General features: G+C 72.3%; 18 protein-coding genes and 1 pseudogene. 6 read left to right on the forward strand and 13 right to left on the reverse strand.

Translation table 11 applies throughout. The annotated features are described in order from the left end of the window. Positions 1–11: 11 nt before the first annotated feature. A complete protein-coding gene (locus ACGFZQ_RS29560) occupies positions 12–1,634 on the forward strand; it encodes a SpoIIE family protein phosphatase (protein WP_393842909.1) in 1,623 nt (540 codons plus the stop codon). A gap of 35 nt (positions 1,635–1,669) precedes the next feature. After that, complete coding sequence (locus ACGFZQ_RS29565; RefSeq protein WP_393842910.1) at positions 1,670–2,026, forward strand: 5-carboxymethyl-2-hydroxymuconate Delta-isomerase; 357 nt, start codon at positions 1,670–1,672, stop codon at positions 2,024–2,026. 120 nt (positions 2,027–2,146) lie between these two features. On the opposite strand, the gene ACGFZQ_RS29570 is transcribed toward ACGFZQ_RS29565, so the two are convergent. The 4 genes from ACGFZQ_RS29570 to ACGFZQ_RS29585 all read right to left on the reverse strand — a co-directional run bounded on the left by ACGFZQ_RS29570 (position 2,147) and on the right by ACGFZQ_RS29585 (position 6,843). Then, a complete protein-coding gene (locus tag ACGFZQ_RS29570) occupies positions 2,147–2,836 on the reverse strand; it encodes a TetR/AcrR family transcriptional regulator (RefSeq protein ID WP_393842911.1) in 690 nt (229 codons plus the stop codon). A gap of 56 nt (positions 2,837–2,892) precedes the next feature. Beyond that, a complete protein-coding gene (locus tag ACGFZQ_RS29575; protein WP_393843034.1) occupies positions 2,893–3,921 on the reverse strand; it encodes a PDR/VanB family oxidoreductase in 1,029 nt (342 codons plus the stop codon). Further along, complete coding sequence (locus ACGFZQ_RS29580; protein WP_393842912.1) at positions 3,921–4,826, reverse strand: metal-dependent hydrolase; 906 nt, start codon at positions 4,824–4,826, stop codon at positions 3,921–3,923. Before ACGFZQ_RS29580 ends, ACGFZQ_RS29575 begins: the two co-directional genes overlap by 1 nt. Positions 4,827–4,914: 88 nt before the next feature. Beyond that, positions 4,915–6,843: a hypothetical protein gene (locus ACGFZQ_RS29585; RefSeq protein ID WP_393842913.1), complete on the reverse strand. Its 1,929-nt coding sequence runs from the start codon at positions 6,841–6,843 to the stop codon at positions 4,915–4,917. Positions 6,844–7,002: 159 nt separating this feature from the next. On the opposite strand from ACGFZQ_RS29585, the gene ACGFZQ_RS29590 reads away from it, so the two are divergent. Next, positions 7,003–7,410 (forward strand): hypothetical protein, encoded by a 408-nt coding sequence (locus ACGFZQ_RS29590; protein ID WP_351732087.1) that lies wholly within the window; start codon positions 7,003–7,005, stop codon positions 7,408–7,410. Between the two features lie 78 nt (positions 7,411–7,488). Here the strand turns inward: ACGFZQ_RS29590 and ACGFZQ_RS29595 are convergent, their stop codons facing one another. From ACGFZQ_RS29595 to ACGFZQ_RS29635, 9 genes are all read right to left on the reverse strand, one after another. After that, positions 7,489–9,048 carry a DUF1996 domain-containing protein gene (locus ACGFZQ_RS29595; RefSeq protein ID WP_393842914.1) on the reverse strand — a complete coding sequence of 520 codons (1,560 nt, stop codon included), beginning with the start codon at positions 9,046–9,048 and terminating at the stop codon, positions 7,489–7,491. Between the two features lie 173 nt (positions 9,049–9,221). Then, complete coding sequence (locus tag ACGFZQ_RS29600; protein ID WP_351732092.1) at positions 9,222–9,872, reverse strand: response regulator transcription factor; 651 nt, start codon at positions 9,870–9,872, stop codon at positions 9,222–9,224. Further along, positions 9,857–11,122, reverse strand: coding sequence for a sensor histidine kinase (locus ACGFZQ_RS29605; RefSeq protein WP_393842915.1), 1,266 nt, complete (start codon positions 11,120–11,122; stop codon positions 9,857–9,859). Before ACGFZQ_RS29605 ends, ACGFZQ_RS29600 begins: the two co-directional genes overlap by 16 nt. 169 nt (positions 11,123–11,291) lie before the next feature. After that, complete coding sequence (locus tag ACGFZQ_RS29610; protein WP_393842916.1) at positions 11,292–12,302, reverse strand: SDR family oxidoreductase; 1,011 nt, start codon at positions 12,300–12,302, stop codon at positions 11,292–11,294. 65 nt (positions 12,303–12,367) lie between these two features. Beyond that, positions 12,368–12,958, reverse strand: coding sequence for a winged helix-turn-helix domain-containing protein (locus ACGFZQ_RS29615; protein ID WP_393842917.1), 591 nt, complete (start codon positions 12,956–12,958; stop codon positions 12,368–12,370). Between the two features lie 329 nt (positions 12,959–13,287). Further along, positions 13,288–14,226 carry a DUF6891 domain-containing protein gene (locus ACGFZQ_RS29620; RefSeq protein WP_393842918.1) on the reverse strand — a complete coding sequence of 313 codons (939 nt, stop codon included), beginning with the start codon at positions 14,224–14,226 and terminating at the stop codon, positions 13,288–13,290. Between the two features lie 82 nt (positions 14,227–14,308). Then, on the reverse strand, positions 14,309–15,340 hold the full coding sequence (gene glnII, locus ACGFZQ_RS29625; RefSeq protein ID WP_393842919.1) for a glutamine synthetase: 1,032 nt from the start codon (positions 15,338–15,340) through the stop codon (positions 14,309–14,311). 284 nt (positions 15,341–15,624) lie between these two features. After that, positions 15,625–16,326: a hypothetical protein gene (locus ACGFZQ_RS29630; protein WP_351732105.1), complete on the reverse strand. Its 702-nt coding sequence runs from the start codon at positions 16,324–16,326 to the stop codon at positions 15,625–15,627. A 121-nt stretch (positions 16,327–16,447) separates the two neighbouring features. Next, positions 16,448–16,816, reverse strand: coding sequence for an arsenate reductase family protein (locus ACGFZQ_RS29635; RefSeq protein WP_351732108.1), 369 nt, complete (start codon positions 16,814–16,816; stop codon positions 16,448–16,450). Between the two features lie 124 nt (positions 16,817–16,940). On the opposite strand from ACGFZQ_RS29635, the gene ACGFZQ_RS29640 reads away from it, so the two are divergent. The 3 genes and pseudogenes from ACGFZQ_RS29640 to ACGFZQ_RS29650 all read left to right on the forward strand — a co-directional run bounded on the left by ACGFZQ_RS29640 (position 16,941) and on the right by ACGFZQ_RS29650 (position 19,408). Next, on the forward strand, positions 16,941–17,813 hold the full coding sequence (locus tag ACGFZQ_RS29640) for a hypothetical protein (RefSeq protein ID WP_393842920.1): 873 nt from the start codon (positions 16,941–16,943) through the stop codon (positions 17,811–17,813). Then, a pseudogene (locus ACGFZQ_RS29645) lies at positions 17,813–18,460 on the forward strand (caspase domain-containing protein); the annotation flags it as partial. The gene ACGFZQ_RS29640 and the pseudogene ACGFZQ_RS29645, both read left to right, overlap by 1 nt. A 393-nt stretch (positions 18,461–18,853) precedes the next feature. Beyond that, positions 18,854–19,408 carry a peptidylprolyl isomerase gene (locus ACGFZQ_RS29650; protein ID WP_393843035.1) on the forward strand — a complete coding sequence of 185 codons (555 nt, stop codon included), beginning with the start codon at positions 18,854–18,856 and terminating at the stop codon, positions 19,406–19,408. The last annotated feature ends 128 nt before the right edge of the window (positions 19,409–19,536 follow it).

Here is a 19,536-nt window from a genome sequence, read left to right on the forward strand (position 1 = left end):
GGGGCTGGTAAATGGACGTCAACGGCAAGCTGACAGACACCACCGTGCTGATCGTGGACGACGAGGCCGCGAGCCGGTACGCGATGGGCACCGTGCTGCGCCGGGCCGGTCACGAGGTCGTCCCGGTCGCCTGCGGCCAGGAGGCGCTCAGCGAACTCGACGTACGGCTGCGCAAGGGCCACCTGCCCGACGTGGCCCTCATCGATGTGCACCTGCCGGACATGAGCGGCTTCGAGCTGTGCCGCCGGCTCAGGGAGCGGCCGCACATGGCCGGTCTGCCCGTGGTGCACTTCTCGGCCCTGACCTCCGCCCCGGCGGACCGCTGCCCGGGGCTGGAGACGGGCGCCGAGGCGTATCTGACCGTGCCCGCCGAGCCGGAGGACATCGAGGCGGCGGTCCGGACCGCGGTCCGTGCCGCCCGGCTGCGCGCCGACAACCAGGCGCTGGTACGGCGGCTGAGGCAGCTGTCGGAGACGATCGTCACCATCCAGTCGGCGCGCTCGCTGCACGAACTGGCCGACGCGGCGGCGGACGGCGCCGCCCGGCTGCTCGGCTGCCCCGCCGCCGTCTTCGTCCTCGACCGGGACGGCGAGCTGTACCGCGGCCTGAGCCGGGAGCGCACCTCCCTCGCCCTGCCCGACGAGGGCGCCCACCGGGACGTGGCCGGGCTGCTGCGGCGGCTCACCCGAGGGCAGTCCGGGGTGCAGATCACCACCGTGCCGGCCCCGCTGTGGCCCGCCGGGTTCTTCCGGCCCGGGGTGCAGCACGACGCCCGGCTGGCGGTGGTCCTCACCCAGGACGGCAAGGCGCCGGTCTGCCTGGCCACGCCCACCCGCGGGCTGCGCCGGGTCAGCCCCGACGGCGAGGCACTGCTGGCCCAGCTGGCCCAGGCCACCGCGCTGGCCGCCGAGCCGCTGCTCATGTACCAGGTGGAGCGGCATGTCGCGCTCACCCTCCAGCACAGCTTCCTGCCCCGCCCGCACCGGCTGCCCGAGCTGCCGGGCGTCGACATAGCGGTGCGTTACGAGCCCGCCTCCCAGGAGACCGAGATCGGCGGCGACTTCTACGCCGCGCTACGGGTCGGCGACGGCGTGCTCACCGCGGTGGGGGACGTCGTCGGGCACTCGCTGGACGCGGCCACCGTCATGGTCGAACTGCGGCACGCGCTGCGCGCCTACTGTCTCGCGGAGAGCGACCCGGCCGCGCTCGCCGAACGGCTCGACCAACTGCTCCAGCACTACCACGCCGAGGTCACGGCCACCCTCTGCCTGGCCCTGATCGACCCCGGCACCGGGCGCACCCGGATCGCCAACGCCGGCCACATCCCGCCGCTGATACTGGGCGACGACGGCAGCGCCGAGTACGTCAAGGCGTCCGGTCCGCTGCTCGGCGTGGGCCTGCCGCACCCGCCGCCCACCGAACTGGTCCTCGGACCCGCCGACCGGCTCCTCATGGTCACCGACGGCCTGATCGAGACCCGGGGCACCGACCTCACGGTCTCCATGGAACACCTCCGCGCCGCCGCCGTCGGCGCCCTGCCCGGCCTGGAGGCACTCTGCGACACGCTGCTGGCCTGTTTCGGACGGGACCGTGAGGACGACGTCGCCCTGCTGGCACTGAGCCTGGCGGACTAGGCTGGCCACCAGTTCCACGTTGACCAGGAGGGTCCATGCCGCAGATCACCGTCGACCACACCGCCGCCGCGGAGGGCGTCTTCGACCGGGAGGGCTTCGCCCGGGCCCTGCACACCGCCGTCGTCGAGATCGCGGCCGCCAAGCCCGAGGCCTGCAAGACGCTGTTCCGCGCCGCGGACGGGACCGCCTTCGGCTATGACGCCGAGGGGGCGCATGTCATCGTGCACGTCACCTTCGGCCTGCTCGCCGGCCGCACCGACGAGACGAAGGCGAAGCTGACCGAGACGACCCTGGAGCTGCTGCGGGAGCACCTGAAGCCGGAGGGGTTCGTGCTGCACGCGTCGGCGGAGGTCCGCGATCTGGATCCGTCGTACCGGAAGTACGAGGGCTGAACGCTTCGCTGTAAGCGCCGTGGTGTGTCGTCGTTCGGCTGCGGCGCCGTCGTGGCTGGTCGCGCCCCGCGGCGGAGCCGCATATCGATGCAGCCCCGCGCCCCTATGGGGCGCTGCAGCTCAGCCCGCCAGCGCGAGCAGTCGGACCGCCAGGTCCGCGAACGGGCCGTCGCCCGGCTCGTCCTTGACCATCCGCTTCAGCAGGGTGCTCATCTCGTCGTCCTGGGCGGCGCTGACGGCGGCCAGCGCCGCGAAGTCGTGGACGAGCTGGACCTCCAGTTCGGCGCGGGGGATGCGCCGGCCGTCCAGCCAGATCAGCGCGGTCGACTCGGCGAGGGAGATCCAGGAGCGGACGACCAGTTCCAGACGGGCCGGTGCCTCGGTGACGTCGAGATGCGTGAGGATCTGCTCGTAGGCGGCCTGCCGTACGGAGTCGATGAGCGCGTTGGTCGCGGAGGAGCCGACCGCCGGGCCGCCGCGCATCAACGCGGCGAAACCGGGCCCGTGTTCGTCGACGAAGTCGAAGAAGCGCCGCATCACCCGCAGCAGCCGCGCCCCGAGCGGGCCTTCCTGCGGCTCGGCGAAGCGGCCCGCGAGATCCTCCGAGGCACGCTTCAACGCGGCCTCGTACAGGCTGAGTTTGCCGGGGAAGTAGTGGTAGACGAGGGGCCGCGAGATGCCCGCGGCCGACGCTATCTCGTCTATCGAGACCTCGTCGGGCGATCGACGGCTGAACAGTTCGAGGGCGACGCCGATCAACTGCTGCCGCCGCTCCTCGACTCCCAATCTGCGGCGTACCCCGGTACTCATACGAACACCTTACCGATCGGATCCGGCCTTCAACGGACCTGACCCGTCATGGGCGTTCACAGATCCAGCACAAGTCTCCCCCCGCGTGCCCGGGATACGCAGATCAGCATCGAGTCGGCACGCTCCGTGTCCGTCAGCAGCTCGTCCCGGTGCTCCACCTCCCCGGCCAGCACCCGCTGCCGGCAGGTCCCGCAGAACCCCTGTGCGCAGGAGTACGCCGTGTCGGGCAGTTCCGTCCGCACCGCGGCCAGCACGGTCGAGTCGGCCGGCACCGTCAACGTCCGTCCGCTGCGCCGCAGTTCCAGCTCGAACTCCTGGTTGCCCGCGCCGGCGGTGCCCGGCGCGAAGCGTTCGAGGCGGACGGCGGGGAACCGTTCCTCCACCGCCGCCGTCAGCCCCTGCGGGCCGCAGCAGTACACCAGCGCACCCTCGGGGACCGTCAGCGCGTCGAGGTCCGGGCGGCCGTCCTCGTCCTCCGCGACGACCGTGACCCGGTCGTCCCCGGCCAGCTCCGCCAGGAACGGCATCGACGCCCGGCTCCGCCCGCAGTACAGCAGCCGCCACTCCGCACCCGCCGGCACGGCCCGCACCATCGACAGGATCGGGGTGATGCCGATGCCCCCGGCGACGAAGACATAGGAGTCGGCCCCGACGAGCGGGAAGCGGTTGCGCGGCCCGCGGACCTCCAGCTCCATGCCCTCGGCCACCTGCTCATGGACCTCCCGGGAGCCGCCGCGCCCGTCCGTGACCAGCCGCGTGGCGATCGTGTACGACGAGGTGTCCACCGGGTCCCCGCACAGCGAGTACTGCCGGACCAGCCCCGACGGCAGCACCACGTCGAGATGCGCTCCCGGTTCCCAGCCCGGCAACCGCCCGCCTTCCAGGCGCAGTTGCACGACGCCGTCCGCGACCGTCTGGCGCGAGGCGACCCGCAGCCGCAGCGCCCGGGAGCGCGGCTGTCCGGAGGTCGGCGGGTCCAGGGCCGGCATCGGCCACAGCGGCGAGACCTCGATACGGCGTCTCATGGCCCGCTTGACGAGCAGCGCGGCGCCCGCGAGGGCGACGACGGTCCGCAGCCTCGGTATCACTCGGCCCCCTTCCCGGCGTGCTCCGCGGCCAGCGCGGCGGGGGAGGAGGCGAGGTAGGCGACGGCCTGGGCGGTGGAGCCCTCCTGGGAGGGGTGGTAGCCGCGGCCCAGGTACCTCGGTATGGACCTGAGCATGTCGCCGGTGGCGGGCAGGGTGCCGCGCCGGCCGGCGAGATAGAAGTCCTTCAGCCGGGCCCGGCCTTCGAGGAGCGTCGGGTCGTTCGCCATGAAGAAGCGGGCGCCGCGCTGCCACAGGAACACGATCGCCGCGAACGCCGTCGCCCAGGTCCGCACCCGCCGCCGGTAGCCGCCGTCGACGTGCTGGAACAGGTCGAAGGCGACCGACCGGTGCTCGACCTCCTCGGCGCCGTGCCAGCGCAGCAGGTCCAGCATGGTCGGGTCGGCGCCGCGCCGGTCCAGTTCGTCGGCGTTGAGCACCCAGTCGCCGAGGAAGGCGGTGTAGTGCTCGATGGCCGCGATCAGCGCGACCCGTTCGAGGAGCCACCAGCGGCGCGCCCGTCCCGGCGGCAGGGTCCGGTCGCCGAGCAGCTTCTCGAAGAACCAGTCGACCTGCGCGGTGTACGGCGCCGGGTCGAGCCCCAGCTCCTTGAGGTGGGGCAGCACCTCGTCATGGGCCTGGGAGTGCATCGCCTCCTGCCCGATGAACCCGACGACGTCCGCGCGCAGCCGCTCGTCGTGGATCAGGGGCAGCACCTGCTTGTAGACGTGCACGAACCAGCGCTCGCCGGCGGGCAGCAGCAGATGCAGCACGTTGATGGTGTGCGTGGCCAGCGGATCGCCGGGCACCCAGTGCAGCGGGGTGTCCTGCCAGGCGAAGGACACGTTGCGGGCCGTGAGCGCGATGTGCTCGGACGCCACCGGTTGCGGCTGCTTGTTGGACATGGCGTCAATGTACTGACGGGTAGGCAGCGTGGGAAGACCTGTGGCAGAGCTTGTTTACGGAAGTGTCAGCAAGGGTCAGCGGAGGTTCTCACCGTAGCCCGCTGATCTCGCTCCCGTCCTCCAGCCTCCCCGTCAGGTCGGCCTGCGCCCCCTGCTTCGCCTTGGCCGCCAGCAGTGTCCCCTGAGCCGACGCGGTGACCCCGCCGGTCGCCCGGATCGACGCCGTGTCGCGGCTGCCCGCGGCCAGCAGGTACCACTGCCCAGCCCCGGACTTCCACAACACTCCGGCCAGCACCTGCGGATCACGCGGACCGCACGCCGTCACGCCGGACCCCTTCGCCGCCACCGCCCCGAACCGGCCGCCCGGCGTCCGGAACTGGGCCAGTGACGCCGCGCCGTCACCCCGCCAGGTCTCCGCACGCGTGCACACCCACGACGCGGTGCCGCCGGCGTCCGGCAGCGGCTGCTCCGCGAACGCCCAGGCGTTGACGCTGCGCACCCCGGCGGACCGCTCCGCGGACAGCGAGCAGGCGAACGGCGCCCAGTCGCGCAGCGCCTTCGCGCCCGAGGCCTCGTCGGTGTACCCGGGCCGGCCCGAGGTGAGGCGGGCCGGCACCAGTTCGCCCAGGTCGGTCGAGAGGTGCGCACCCTGCGCGTCGGTCAGCTGGAGCGTGTTCCAGGACGTGCACGCCCCCTGCTGGAGGGCGGGGCTGGCCAGCGGACCGGTCACCCCGTCGGTCAGCCCGAGGTCCATCGCCCCCGCGGTCGGTTTCACCAGGTCCCGCTCGGCCGCCCTGGTCACCCAGGGAGCCGTCAGATAGCGGACGTTGCCGTCGGAGCGGCCCAGTACCATCGCCTCCGCCTCGACGCCGGCCGCGCCGTCGACGCGGGCGAAGTCCAGGGCCGCGCCCTGGGTGCCGTCCTTAGGCTCGGCGTAGCGGGCGATGCGCAGACCGTCGTAGAAGATCACCACCCGGGCGCTGTCGACGACGCCCGCGTACAGCAGCTGGGGCGGTCCTGCCGGGCCGCCGGTCTGGGTGCCGGGGGTCGCCGAGACGCGGACGGTCTCGCCGGGGCGGGCCCAGACGGCGAGGGCGCGGCGCAGCAGCGCGGTGTCGCCGGTGAGGGCGCCGCGCGCGGGCCAGGCGGAGAAGTCGGTGCGGGCGGCGGTCTTCCAGGCGGTGGCCGGGGCCCTCGTCAGCTGGGCCGGGTCCAGGGCGGCCTGGGCGGCCGGGTTCTGCGCGTACACCGGCGCGGCCGCGCCGTCGGCGCCCCAGCCGCCGCCCGGCAGTGCGACCAGCGCCCCGCACACCGCGAGCGCGGCCGCGGCGGCCAGCGCGGCCTTGGAGTGCTGGCGGCGCCGCATCAGATCGGTGGGCCGCACCTGCAGGGAACAGGGGTCGAACTCGGGGGAGTCGAGCAGCGGGTACTCGGCCGGCACGCCGTTCGCCTCGGCGAGCGCGCCGTCCGGGTCCGCCACCGCGGCCTCCCGGAGGATCTTGCGGACGTCGCCGTCGGGGAGCTGCTCGAGACCGCGCAGGGCATAGGCGGCGCGGGCCGGGCCGGACAGGGCGGCGAGGCGCTGGTCCAGGGCGAGTTCGTCGGCGCCGCCGGAGCGCGGGAAGAGCCTGAGGCCCCACACCTGGGGGAGCAGCGGCGGCAGCTGCGCCCGCTTGGGCCACGCGGTCAGCCTGAGCGGCAGGCCCGCCTCCAGTGCCGTACGCACCACTTCGAGGCGGACCAGGGCGTACCCGGGGTCGGTGTTCCGGCCGGTGGACTGGGCCGGGATCACCGGGGCCTGCTTACGGCCCCGCGGCAGCGCCCGCTGGACCAGGGAGTGCGCGGTCAGGACGCGGCGGCCCCGGGGCAGGCCCGGCGGCAGCACCAGATAGGCGAGCCGGACCAGCCGTGGGTAGTGCTCGACGAGCGCGGCCTCGGCCTGCTCGACATCGACGGCCGGACCCAGGGCTCCGGCGGAGGCTGCTGCGTGACGCTGGGCTACATCCTGTGACTGCACGTCCTGAAGAACGAGCGACTCGTTGGTAGGTCACCGCCACCCGGGTGACCACGGCATCCTGGACCCCTATTCGATTTGAGCGCCCCGCGCCCCACAGCCGTATCGAAGGGGAGGGCCCCGAAGCCATTCCCGGGGCCGGCAACGCGACCGGAGGAACAGATGAGGTTGACCCGACCGATGCTCGCCGTGGCCGGCGCGGCGGCCGTACTGGCGCTGGCGGGCTGTGGATCCGGTGACAGCAGCGCGGAGGCGAAGATACCGGTCACCGCGACCGGCAGCCTGGAGAGCCTGGCCGCCAAGGTGAAGTGCACGCCGGACATGCAGATCGACTCCGACGAGGTCCGCCAGGCCATCTGCAAGACCACGGCCGGCAAGTTCGTCTTCGCCACCTTCGCCACCGACCGCGGCCAGCGCGAGTGGATCAACGACGCCAAGGACTACGGCGGTTTCTACCTCGTCGGCCGCAAGTGGGTCGCCGTCGGCGACGACAAGGTGGTCAAGGCGCTCCGGACCACGCTGGGCGGCGAAGAGGAGATCGGGACCGACCACAGCAAGCACACCAGCTGAACCTCCCGGCACACACGAGAAGGCGGGCGGTGGGATCTCCCACCGCCCGCCTTCTCGCTGTCGGCTGCTAGGTGTTGCTCACTGGCACTTGCGGCCGGTGTTGATGCAGTTGGCGATCTTCGCCGCCAGATTGTTCTTGGTGACGCTGATGAAGTCGTCGTGGTCGGTCGACGGCTTGTGCAGCTGCTCCGGGAAACCGTCCACGGCGTAGGCGTTCTTCACCGTGCCGTCCGCCTGGATGGTGGGGGGCGTGATCTTGTAGACCAGGCTCATCGTCAGCTGCGGGATCGCCTTGAAGCCGTTCCCGCAGACTCCGCTCGCCGGGTCCGCGAAGGCCACGTGCGAACGGTGGTTGGCGCTGTCGACGTTCACGCCGTCCCAGCAGCTCTGGAAGGCGAAGATGCGGACCACGTTGCTGCCCTGCGGGCAGATCGGGTACTGCTCCGTCAGCTGCACCTTGTTCTCGAAGCCGGTGCAGCTCCAGTGCGCGTTGGCGTTGGCCAGACCGTTGGTCGTGGTCTTGGCGTCACCGGTGATGATGCGCAGGAACTGCGGCATCGCGACGACCTTGCTGGCCGGGCTGCCGACGTACTTGATCTGCGCCGACTGCGGGGTCAGGATCTTGCCGACGTTGCCTTCCTTGCCACCGCCGTCCGCGTTCTGGTCGAAGTCCTGCGAACCGTCCTGGACACGCACGACCGGCCAGTAGTACGACGACAGGTCGCTCTGGTTCTGGCAGGAGCTCGGCGCCGCCAGCATCGAGTCGTTGGTGGCGAACGCGTTGACCTTCTGGTTGCCGACGTAGTCGTGCAGGTGGTGCGCGCCGTTGGTCACGCCGGGCGCCACGATGACGTTGTCGGTGTTGTGGTTCTTGTTCGCGTTCACACCGCAGCGGGTGGTGAAGGTACCGGTCGAAGCGTTCTGCTGCTTCTGCGGCTTGGCCAGGACGTTCGGCGCGACCTTCGTGATGTCCACGAAGTCGGCCGCGACCGGGCCGTTGCCCGCCTGCCCGCCGATGTTGGCCGGGGCGCTGGCGCTGGCACTCGGGGCGGCCGTGGCCTGGCCGTTGTTCCCGTTGTTGTTCCCGCCGTTGTTCTGCCCGCCGTTGTTCTGGCCGTTGTTGTTCTGACCACCGTTGTTGTTACCACCGCCGGCGGTGGTCTGGTTGGCGGTCTGCGTGGTGCAGGCGGCGAGCTGGGCCAGCGAGCTGTCGAACTGTCCGCCGACCCGGGTGATGTCGATCCGGATCCGGTCGATCGTGGCCGCCCGCTTCTCCTTCAGGGGGCCGACGATCGCGTTCTGCACGAAGTTCGCGTCGTTCGCCTGGGCCTGACGGGTGGAGGCGAGACGGGCGTAGGCCTCGGTGATCTGCTTGTCGAGTTTCGCCAGTTCCGCCGCCACCCCCATCTTGGCCTTGGCGGGCACGTTCGTCAGCTTCTGGCCGACGTCCGGGCAGGAGATCGTCGCGACCGAGGCGGCGGCGGCCTTCGTGTAGTTCTGCGCCGAGTTGTTCGACTCGTGAGCCGAAGCGTTCATCTGCGCATAGAGCAGCCCGCCCCCGCCGAGTGCGACAGCCGCCGATGCGGCTATGACCTTGACGGTCAGCGGCGAACGGCGTTTGCGTATGTTGCGTCCCATGGAACTCCTCAGACCTTCCTTGCGGGGCGGCATCGAGGCGCCCGACAGGAGTGAAGCGGCGTCCTTTCATACGCAGCCCGTCTCAGACGTGTTCAGGCGTCTCACAAATTCATCAGAGACTTGTTACGTACTTGGGGCACAACTGCCGTTTGAGCAGGGAGATTTCTGGAAAATCAGCGGTCGCGGTCCAGATACGCGAGCACCGCCAGGACGCGCCGATTGTCGTCGTCCGACACCTCAAGTCCCAGTTTGGTGAAGATGTTGGAGGTGTGCTTCGCGATGGCCCGTTCCGTGACGACGAGCTGCCCGGCGATCGCCGCGTTCGAGCGGCCCTGCGCCATCAGCTCCAGCACCTCCTGCTCGCGCGGTGTCAAGCCGGCGAGCGGCCGGTCGCCGGAACGCCGGGACAGCAGCTGCTGGATCACCTGCGGGTCCATGGCCGTACCGCCCGCCGCGACCCGCCGTACGGCGTCCACGAACTGCTCCGCGTCGAACACCCGGTCCTTCAGCAGGTACCCCACCCCGCCGCTGCCGTCGGCCAGCAGCTCCCGCGCGTACAGCTGCTCCACGTGCTGGGAGAGGACCAGCACCGGCAGCCCCGGCCGGTCCTGCCGGGCCCTGAGCGCGCACTGCAGCCCCTCGTCGGTGTGCGTGGGCGGCAGCCGTACGTCCACCACCGCCACGTCCGGCTCCAGCTCGGCCAGCGCCCGGGTGAGTTCGGGGCCGGTCTCGACGGCGGCCGCGATCTCGAAGTCGTAGGCCTCCAGCAGCCGGACCAGCCCGTCGCGCAGCAGGAACAGGTCTTCGGCTAGGACAACGCGCACGGAATCTCCATGGTGACCATGGTGGGGCCGCCCGCGGGGCTGCTGACGGCCAGGACGCCGTCGAATGTACCGAGCCGCCGCTCGACCCCGGCGAGCCCCGACCCGGCGCCGATGACCGCGCCGCCGCTGCCGTGGTCGGTGACCGAGATCCGCAGCATGCCCTCACGGTGATGCAGGTCCACCCAGATCCGGTCGGCGCCGGCGTGCTTGACCGCGTTGGTCAGCACCTCGCTCACCGCGAAGTACGCGGCCGACTCCACCGGCGCGTCCGCCCGGCCCGGCAGGTCCACGGTCACCTCGGTGGGCACCGGCAGCCGCAGCGCCAGCGCCCGTACCGCGTCCCCGAGGCCGCGCTCGGCCAGCACCGGCGGATGAATGCCCCGCACCAGGTCGCGCAGTTCCCCCAGGGCCTCCACGGACGCCCGCCGGGCCTGCGCGAGCAACTGCCTCGCCTTCTCCGGATCCTTGTCCAGGAGCATCTCGATGGTCCCCAGGTCCATGCCCATGGCGACCAGCCGGGCCTGGGCCCCGTCGTGCAGATCCCGTTCGATCCGGCGCAGCTCGGCCGCCGAGGTGTCCACCGCGTCCTTCCGGGTCTCGGTCAACACCCGCACCCGCTCGACGAGTTCGCCCTGACCGGTGTCGAGGACGGCGCGGGTGAGGTTGAAGTGGACGGTCAGCAGGGCCGGGGCGTAGCGGAAGGCGGCGACGAGGATGACGGCGCCGAGCCCGGCGGCGGCGAACGCGGTGGCCTGCCCGCTGACCGGCACGAAGCCGTACCAGTAGCCGTCCCCCAGCACCCGCCACAGCCCGGCGGCCACCGCGAACCCCTCGAAGGGATAGAACACGAGCACCGCCGGCAGCAGCGCCGTCACGAACCCGGCCGTCATGTCCACCAGCAGCCACAGCACGTCCCGCCCGACCTGCGGGTCCTGGAGCAGTGCGAGGGTGCGGGTCCAGGGGTTGGCGTTCGCCGGCACCGGCCGGTACGCCGACGGGATCCGCACCCCGCACCACTCGTGGGCGAGCCGCCGCCGGACGTCCGCCACCTCCCGGACAGCCTCCAGGATCCGGGGCGTCGTGACGATCCCGACGCCGATGGGGATCAGCGCGACGGAGACCGCGGTCAGGACAGAGCAGAGGATCGAGATCGCCGGCATCACCAGCGCCAGCACCAGCCCCCGTACGGCGGCCAGCAGCACCTCACGCGCCCTGCCGCGGAAGCCACCGCTGTTCGTGTTCGTCGTCATGCGGCCAGTCTGTCCGACCGGATATGCAGGGGTCACTGGGCCGAACCCCCATGTCAAGGGGTGGTGCTACGTACACCCCGGGACTGCAGCGCCCCGATAGGGGCGCGGGGCTGTGTCCGACATGCGGCTCCGCCGCGTGGGCACAAGCCCCCACCGACCCGCAGATTGATCACGACCCTCCTGCCGGAAGGCCAAGCACCCTCGCCTCCACCGCCGGGTCCAGCCCCAGGGCCGTACGGCCCGGCTTGAGCGGCGCCTCGTCACCGATCTCCTGGAGCCACCGCCACGTATCCGCCACGGTCTCCTCGGCCGACCGGCACACCAGCCCCGTCGCCACCGCCCGCGACACGTCCATGCGATGCATGGCGTCGTGCGACTCGCTCCCCGGCGGCACCCACACCGGCAGCTGAACCCACGGCTCGATCCCGGCGGCGAGGACCACCTCGGGGTCGGTCCAGCGGAGCTCCGCCGCCGAGCCCGTGATCCGGCGGCACGCCTCCAGCAACGCGCCCATCGTGGTGTGGCCGGGCGGGCAGACCAGGTTGTACGGCCCGGACAGGCCCTTCTCGACCGCGCCCAGGGTCCACTCGGCGAGATCGCGGGCGTCCACGAACTGGACGGGCAGGTCGTGCGGGCCCGGTGCCAGCACCGGGCCGCCCCGGGCGATCCGGTTCAGCCACCAGGGCAGCCGGCCGACGTTCTCGTACGGCCCGAGGATCAGCCCGGCCCGCACCAGTACCGAGCCGTCCGCGCCGAAGGACTCCACGGCGGCCAGCTCACCGCCCCGCTTGTCCTGCGCGTACTCGGTCGGCCCGGCGTCGGCCGCGGCCCCCGTCACCAGTGCCGTGTCCTCGGTGAAACCGGCCGGGCGCGGCCAGTCGTACACCGAGCAGCTCGACACGTACGCGTACCGTCCGGCGCGGTCCCGCAGCAGCCGTGCCGTCTCCCGCACGGCGCGGGGCGCGGCCGACCAGGTGTCGACGACCGCGTCCCATTCGGTGCCGCCGGCGAGGGCGGCGAGACCGTCGGGCGCGGTGCGGTCGCCGTGCAGCGCCCGCACGCCCGGCGGGGGCGGTTGCTGTCCCCGGTGGAAGACGGTCACCTCCCAGCCGCGCTCCAGCGCCGCCGTCACGACGGCCCGCCCCACGAACTCGGAACCACCCAGTACGAGAAGTCTCATGCCGGTGATCGTGCCCGGAAGGGACGCCGGACGGAACGGGACTCTGCCGAGGGCAGAACGGCTCGTCAGCGGCCGGTCGGCGGGGTGTACTTGTAGCCGACCCGGCGGACCGTCTGGATCGCGCCCCGATGCTCCGCGCCGAGCTTGCGGCGCAGCCGGGCGACATGGACGTCGACCGTGCGGCCGTCGCCGACATGGCCGTAGCCCCAGACCGTGGTGACCAGCTGGTCGCGGGTGTGCACCCGGTTCGGGTGCGCGACCAGATGGGCGAGGAGCTCGAACTCCAGGTAGGTGAGGTCGAGTTCACGCCCGTCGACCTGGGCGGTGCGCTGCCCGGAGTCGACGGTGACGAGCGGCAGGATGCCGCTCGCGGCCCGCCCGGCCGCTACGTCGGCCTGCTCCTCGGCGTCCGGCACCGCGACGGGCAGGAACGGCGGCCGCTGGTCCGCCGGCACCAGCACCAGGTAGCCGATCATCGGCGGCTGGCCCGGCAGGGCGGGCAGGGTGTGCTGCGGGGCGGGCAGCCAGGTGGCGCCCGGCGGCAGGAAGTCCGCCATGTCCACCACCTCGTCCCGGTCGACGGCACGCAGCCGATGCCGGGCGGTGGAGGAGGCGGCGAGGGCGGAGGCGGGGGAGAGAGAACGAGTGGTCGCCATGAGACGTCAGCTCTTTCGCGCGAGGAGTTCGTCGGTCGGGACGACGGCCGCGATTCGTGGTCGGGCGCGCCGGGGACGTTCTGCGTTCCGCGCTGGCCGAAGGCCGGGGTGTACGGCTTTAGAGGGCCCGCGCGTTCATCGCGCGGCAACACACCCGGTCGAAGTCGTGGTGCTGACGGGAAGGCCAGAAGGGCTCGAGGTCATGGCGACCCGTCGCGGTGTACCTCTGGTAGCTGGCCATGCGCCCATTGAAGCAGACACAGCCCGGAAACAGGACCCTCCTCTCACTGCTTGGACGCGTCCCCGGCGGGATCCTGATGCCGCCCGCCTCATCCCACCAGCCGTTTGTGCCAGGTCAGCGGGGCGAGCTCGATCGCCTTGTCCGGATTGCCGTCCCACACTGCGGACAGCCCGGCGGCGGTCAGTGCGGCGACCACCGCGCGGCCGACGGACGTGGTGGTCCCGGCCGAGCCGTCGAAGCCGCCGTAGTAGAGGCTGAGGCCGTGGCCCTCGGCGGCGGAGCGGGTGCCCTGGTGGTGGAAGAAGACGAAGCCCCGGGCGCCGCCCGCGTCCTCGGCCTCGGCGCCGATCTCGGTCATGCCGCAGGAGCGGCAGCAGGTGAAGTCCTCGCGGGCGACCACGCCTTCGCGCTCCAGGGCCGTGAACGCCCGCGTCAGCCGGTCCGGGTCGGTGAGCCCGGTCCACGCCCGCTGCTCCGCCACCCGCGCCATCCAGAGCCGCTCCACGATCTCGCGCGCCTGGGCCGGGGAGACCGGCGCGGCGCCGTCCCGGTCGTCGTCCGCCATCAGGTCCACGGTCTCCCGGACGAGCCGGTCGATCCCCAGGTAGCCGTCCCGGAGCAGGGCGTGCACCTGCTCCTCGGCGCGGGCCGCCACCTCGGCCGCGAGCGGGGGTATCTCCTCGCTCGGCGGCACCGGGACCGGTTCCCAGGCCACGCCCGCGTCCCACCCGTCGTCCTCCCGCGCCCAGCCGGCCAGCAGGTCCGCCACCCGGTCCGGGTCCGTGAGGTCGGTACCGGAGAACTCGTCCGCGCCGCGCCGGTGTTCGAGGCGGTAGTCGCCGCCCGCCTCGTGCCACACCTGCGCGAACACCTTCGGCAGGTCCGGGACGCGCTGGGCGATCAGGAAGCGGTTCCCGGGCGCACCGAGCCCGCGCACCGCCTGCCGCAGCTCCTCCGGCGAACTCCACAGACACCTCTGCCCGTTCTCCGTCCAGGTGTTGACGGCGAGCACCTCGTCGATCTCCATACGCCCACCATGGCACGCGCCACTGACAACGCCGCAGGGGCGCCCACCGTGACGGTGGACGCCCCTGCGGGGAGCTCGCGGATCAGACCTGGCCGGCCTTGTCCAGGGCGGTGCAGCAGGTGTCGACGATCAGCCGGGTCACCAGGTACGGGTCGACGTTGGCGTTCGGGCGGCGGTCCTCGATGTAGCCCTTGCCGTCCTTCTCGACCTGCCACGGGATACGGACCGAGGCACCGCGGTTGGAGACGCCGTAGGAGTACTCGTTCCACGGGGCGGTCTCGTGCAGGCCGGTCAGGCGGTCGTCGATGCCCGCGCCGTAGTTCTTGACGTGGTCGAGCGGCTTGGAGCCCTCACCGAGCGACTCGCACGCGGTGATGATCGCGTCGTAGCCCTCGCGCATCGCCTTGGTGGAGAAGTTGGTGTGCGCGCCGGCGCCGTTCCAGTCGCCCTTGACCGGCTTGGGGTCGAGGGTGGCGGAGACGCCGAAGTCCTCCGCGGTGCGGTAGAGCAGCCAGCGGGCCACCCACAGGTGGTCGGAGACCTCCAGCGGGGAGACCGGGCCGACCTGGAACTCCCACTGGCCGGGCATGACCTCGGCGTTGATGCCGGAGATCGCCAGACCCGCCTTCAGGCAGTTGTCCAGGTGGGCCTCGACGATCTCGCGGCCGAAGATCTCGTCGGCGCCGACACCGCAGTAGTAGCCGCCCTGGGGGGCCGGGAAGCCGCCCTCGGGGAAGCCCAGCGGACGGGCGCCGTCGAAGAAGGTGTACTCCTGCTCGATGCCGAAGATCGGCTCCTGCGCGGCGAACTTCTCCGCGACCTCGACCAGCGCGGCACGCGTGTTGGAGGAGTGCGGGGTGAAGTCGATGTCCAGGACCTCGCACAGGACGAGTATGTCGTCGCCGCCGCGGATCGGGTCCGGGCAGGTGAAGACCGGCTTCAGCACACGGTCCGAGGAGTGCCCCTCGGCCTGGTTCGTGGAGGACCCGTCGAAGCCCCAGATCGGCAGCGCGTCGAGACCGGCGGGGGCGCCCGCGATGATCTTCGTCTTCGAACGCAGCTTGGCCGTCGGCTCGGTGCCGTCGATCCAGATGTACTCAGCCTTGAAGGTCACGGGCCACATCCTTCGGGGTGGGTCGGGCGCACTTGCGGGTGCAGTGGCGCTACGGCACTGGGGCGCCTCGGTGTTGCCCGGCAGCCTGTCAACAGGCGATTTCCCGATCATTGCTCGAATGTGAACCCGGTGTTACCTGGTGGTTCTGTGGCGCGACTCACGTTGTGAGACGCGGGCAGGCGGGGTACGGAGCCCATTTCGGGCGCCGTGCGCCATCCCTGCGCGGCGGCCGCCGGCTTTCCCTCCGTGAAAGCCGGCGGCCGAGCCGTGACACGCTTCGTCGATCAGCCGACCTTCTGGATCAGGGCCCGGCGGATCAGGAACTTGCCGGGTTCCCGGACCTGCTCGAAGGCGGCGTTGTTGAGCAGCACGCAACTGCCGGACACCGAGGTGACCTTCACCGTCGTGGACTTGTTGTTGTCCAGGTTGGTGACCTTCAGCGTGGTTCCCGCCGGGAACTGGTTGCTGGAGGCGGCCGGGGCACCGGCCTCGCCGGACAGCGTGACGGTCGAGCCGTTGCAGACCTGCTGGCCCGCGGCGGCGGCACCGCCTCCGGTGTTCCCGGTGGCCGCGCTCTTCGAGGGCGCCGGCGTGGCGGCCTGCTGGCCCGTCTGACCGGTCTGGCCCGTCTGCGTCCCGCCCGCCGCCTGGGAGCCCTGAGCCGACTCCCCAACGACGCAACCGGACGCCTTCTGCTGGACCTTGATCTGCGCGATCACCGCTTCGCGGTTGGTGATCCGGGCCGCCGACTGGGCGTCCGGGTTCGCCTTCTGGTCCGCGATGAACTTCTGGTTGTTGCCGAGGGCGGTGGCCAGCCCCGAGCAGACGGTCGAGTCCGCGGCCGACGACAGTGTCTTCGCGTTCTGCGGGGTCTGCGCGGCGTTCGAGGTGGACGCCAGGACGAAGGCCCCGCCGCCGGCGACGGCGGCGGCGCCGACCAGCAGTGCGATCGACTTCTTGGCGCCGAGACTTCTCCTACGCGACATGCGCGCCTCCTGAAGAGGGGTGGGGGAGCGTACGCCGCTATGTACGAGGTATCGAACGCCGTTACTCAGCGGTTACAGGAGTCGCTGAAGTAACGTACGTCACATCGGAGTTGAGGGATATTCAACTCCTGCCCCTGGCCAGCGCTTCCTGCACGGCCTCGTCGGTGCGGGCGACGAGCGCCGTCCCGTCGTCCGCGGTGATGATGGGCCGTTGGATGAGCTTCGGGTGCTCGGCGAGCGCCGTGATCCAGCGGTCGCGCGCCGCCTCGTCCCGCGCCCACCCCTTCAGCCCCAGCTCCTTCGCCGCCGCCTCCTGGGTGCGGGTGATGTCCCAGGGTTCGAGCCCGAGCCGTTCCAGTACGGCCCTGATCTCGCCCTCGCTCGGCACGTCCTCCAGATAACGGCGGACGGTGTAGTCGGCCCCCTCGGCATCGAGCAGGCCGATCGCGGTACGGCACTTCGAGCAGGCCGGGTTGATCCAGATCTCCATACCGGCCACGGTAGCCAAACCACCGCGCCGGCCGGCCGCACCGGTGACCCGGCAGCGCAGACGGATCACCCTCGGCGGCCTTTTTCCCTATCGTGGTCGGACGGCGAACGGAATCGGGGGAGCGATGCGGGTCCTGATAGCGACGACGGCGGACGGCGGGCAGGACGCCGTACGAGATCTGTACCGATGGCTGCGCGAGGATCCCGACGTGCGCCGCTCGGCCACGCCCACGCTGGTGCCCGCACCGGACGCGGCGGGGGAGCACCCGGGCACCGCCATGGGCGCGGTCGAGATCATCGACCTGGTCCTCGGCCAGGGCTTCTCGGCGCTGAACCTGGCGCTCGCGTACGCCGCCTGGCGCGGCCAGCGGCCGGCCGCCCCGCCGATCGTCATCCAGCTCGGGGACGGCCGGTCCGTCACCGTGCACGACGGATCGGCCGAGACGGTACGCCGCATCGTCGCCGCCCTGGAGGAACCGACCGGCCACCCACAGCCCGCGGACCCGGCCTCGGCCCCGGCCCCGGCCCTGGGCGCGGCCCCGGCCCCGGCCCTGGGCGCGGCCCCGGCCCTGGGCGCGGGCGCGGGCGCGGCCCCGGCACTGGGCGCGGCCCCGGCACTGGGCGCGGGCGCGGCCTCGGACCCGGCCCTGGGCGCGGCCCCGGCACTGGGCGCGGGCGCGGCCTCGGACCCGGCCCTGGGCGCGGCCCCGGCACTGGGCGCGGCCCCGGCACTGGGCGCGGGCGCGGGCGCGGCCCCGGCACTGGGCGCGGACGCGGCCTCGGACCCGGCCCTGGGCACGGACCCGGCCCCGGCCCCGGACGGGACCGGGGCGGGAACCCCGGGAACCCCGGGAACCCCGGGAACCCCGGGAACCCCGGGAACCCCGGGAACCCCGGGAACCCCGGGGACGCCGGGAACCCCGGGGACGCCGGGAACCCCGGGAGGGTCGGGGACGCCGGGAGCGCCGGGAGCGCCGGGAACTCCGGGAGGGTCGTGATGGGCCTGCCCGACCCGGTCGCCTCCCGCGCGCTGCTGATCGGCGTGAGCGACTACGCCACCCTGCCCGGACTGCCCTCCGTGGCCGACGGCGTCGACGACCTCGCGGCCCTGCTCCGCGCCGCGGACCTGTGGGGACTGCGCCGCCCCAACTGCCGCGTCCTGCACGACCCCGCGTCCCCGGAAGCGGTCCTGGACGCCGTCCACGAAGCCGCCGCCGAGGCGACCGACCTGATGCTGGTGTACTTCGCGGGCCATGGACTGGTGTCCCAGGACGGCGACCTGTACCTGGCCCTGCCCCGCGCGGACGCGAGCCGGCTCTACCGGGCGGTGCCCTACGACGCGATCCGCCGGATGCTGGTGTACGAGTGCGACGCGCCCCGCAAGGTCGTCATCCTCGACTGCTGCTACAGCGGCCGGGCGATGACCGGCCACCTGGGAGCGGACGCCACGCTCGCCAACCTGGCCGAGGCGGACGGCACCTATCTGATGACGGCCGCGACCGAGACCAGGACGGCCTGGGCGCCGGAGGGGGAGAAGTACACCGCGTTCACCGGCGAACTGATCGCCGCGCTCGGCCGGGGCGTGCCCGGCGGGGCCGAACTCCTGCAGATGGACACCCTGTTCTGGCACGTCCACCGGGAACTCACCGCCAAGTCCAGACCGAAGCCGCAGCAACGCGCACGCAACGGCGGACACGGCATCACGCTCGTACGGAACCGGTGGACCGAAAGCGGGGCGGACACGGCGGGCACCGGTAGGGCGGACATGGCGGGCACCGGTAGGGCGGACATGGCGGGCACCGGTGGAGTGGGCGCGGCGGGCACCGGTGGAGTGGGCGCGGCGGGTGCCGGTGGACTGGGTGCGGCGGCTGGTTGGGAGGGCGCGGCGGCTGGTGGGACGGCGGTGCCGCTCAGCCCTGCTGCTGGGGCGGCCGCCGCGGAGCCCGTGCAGGCGGCGGTGCCGCGCAACCGGGCTGCTGGGGCGGCCGCCGCCGAACCCGTCCGGGCGGCGGTGGCGGTCAACCGGGCGCCCGCCGGCGTGCCGGCCCGTCACCGCGTCCCCGACGGCGAACTCCACGCCGTCCTGCACACCAGCGCCGGGGACATCGCGCTGCGGCTCCTGCCGGACCACGCGCCCGACACCGTACGGAACTTCGTCGAACTCGCCGAGGGGAAGCGGGAGTGGACCGACCCGCTCAGCGGTCGCAGAACCCGCGCCAGGCTCTACGACGACACCGTCTTCCACCGGGTGATCGAAGGGTTCATGATCCAGGGCGGCGACCCGCTGGGAACCGGAACGGGCGGCCCCGGCTACCAGTTCCGGGACGAGTTCCACCCCGACCTGAAGTTCGACCGGCCGTACCGGCTGGCGATGGCCAACGCCGGCCCGAACACCAACGGCTCGCAGTTCTTCGTCACCGTGGCATCCACCACCTGGCTGAACGGCAAGCACACCATCTTCGGCGACGTCCTCGACGCGGCCGGCCGGCGGGTCGTCGACGCCATCGCCGCGACTCCCACCGGGTCGGGCGACCGTCCCCGTGGGGATGTCGTCCTGCGCGGCGTCAGCGTGCTCGGATCCGGCCACGCGTGAGAGGTCGGCGGCCAGCCTTGTTCGAATATCTGCGGCCTCATACGCACCATCAGAAACCGCCGAAACGGAACCGCGATTCCCTTCGTCACCTGCTGTTTTGACGGATCGTTCGGAGTCCCCGATTGTCA

Origin of the sequence: Streptomyces sp. NPDC048254, from assembly GCF_043201895.1 — a bacterium.
Classification (GTDB): domain Bacteria; phylum Actinomycetota; class Actinomycetes; order Streptomycetales; family Streptomycetaceae; genus Streptomyces.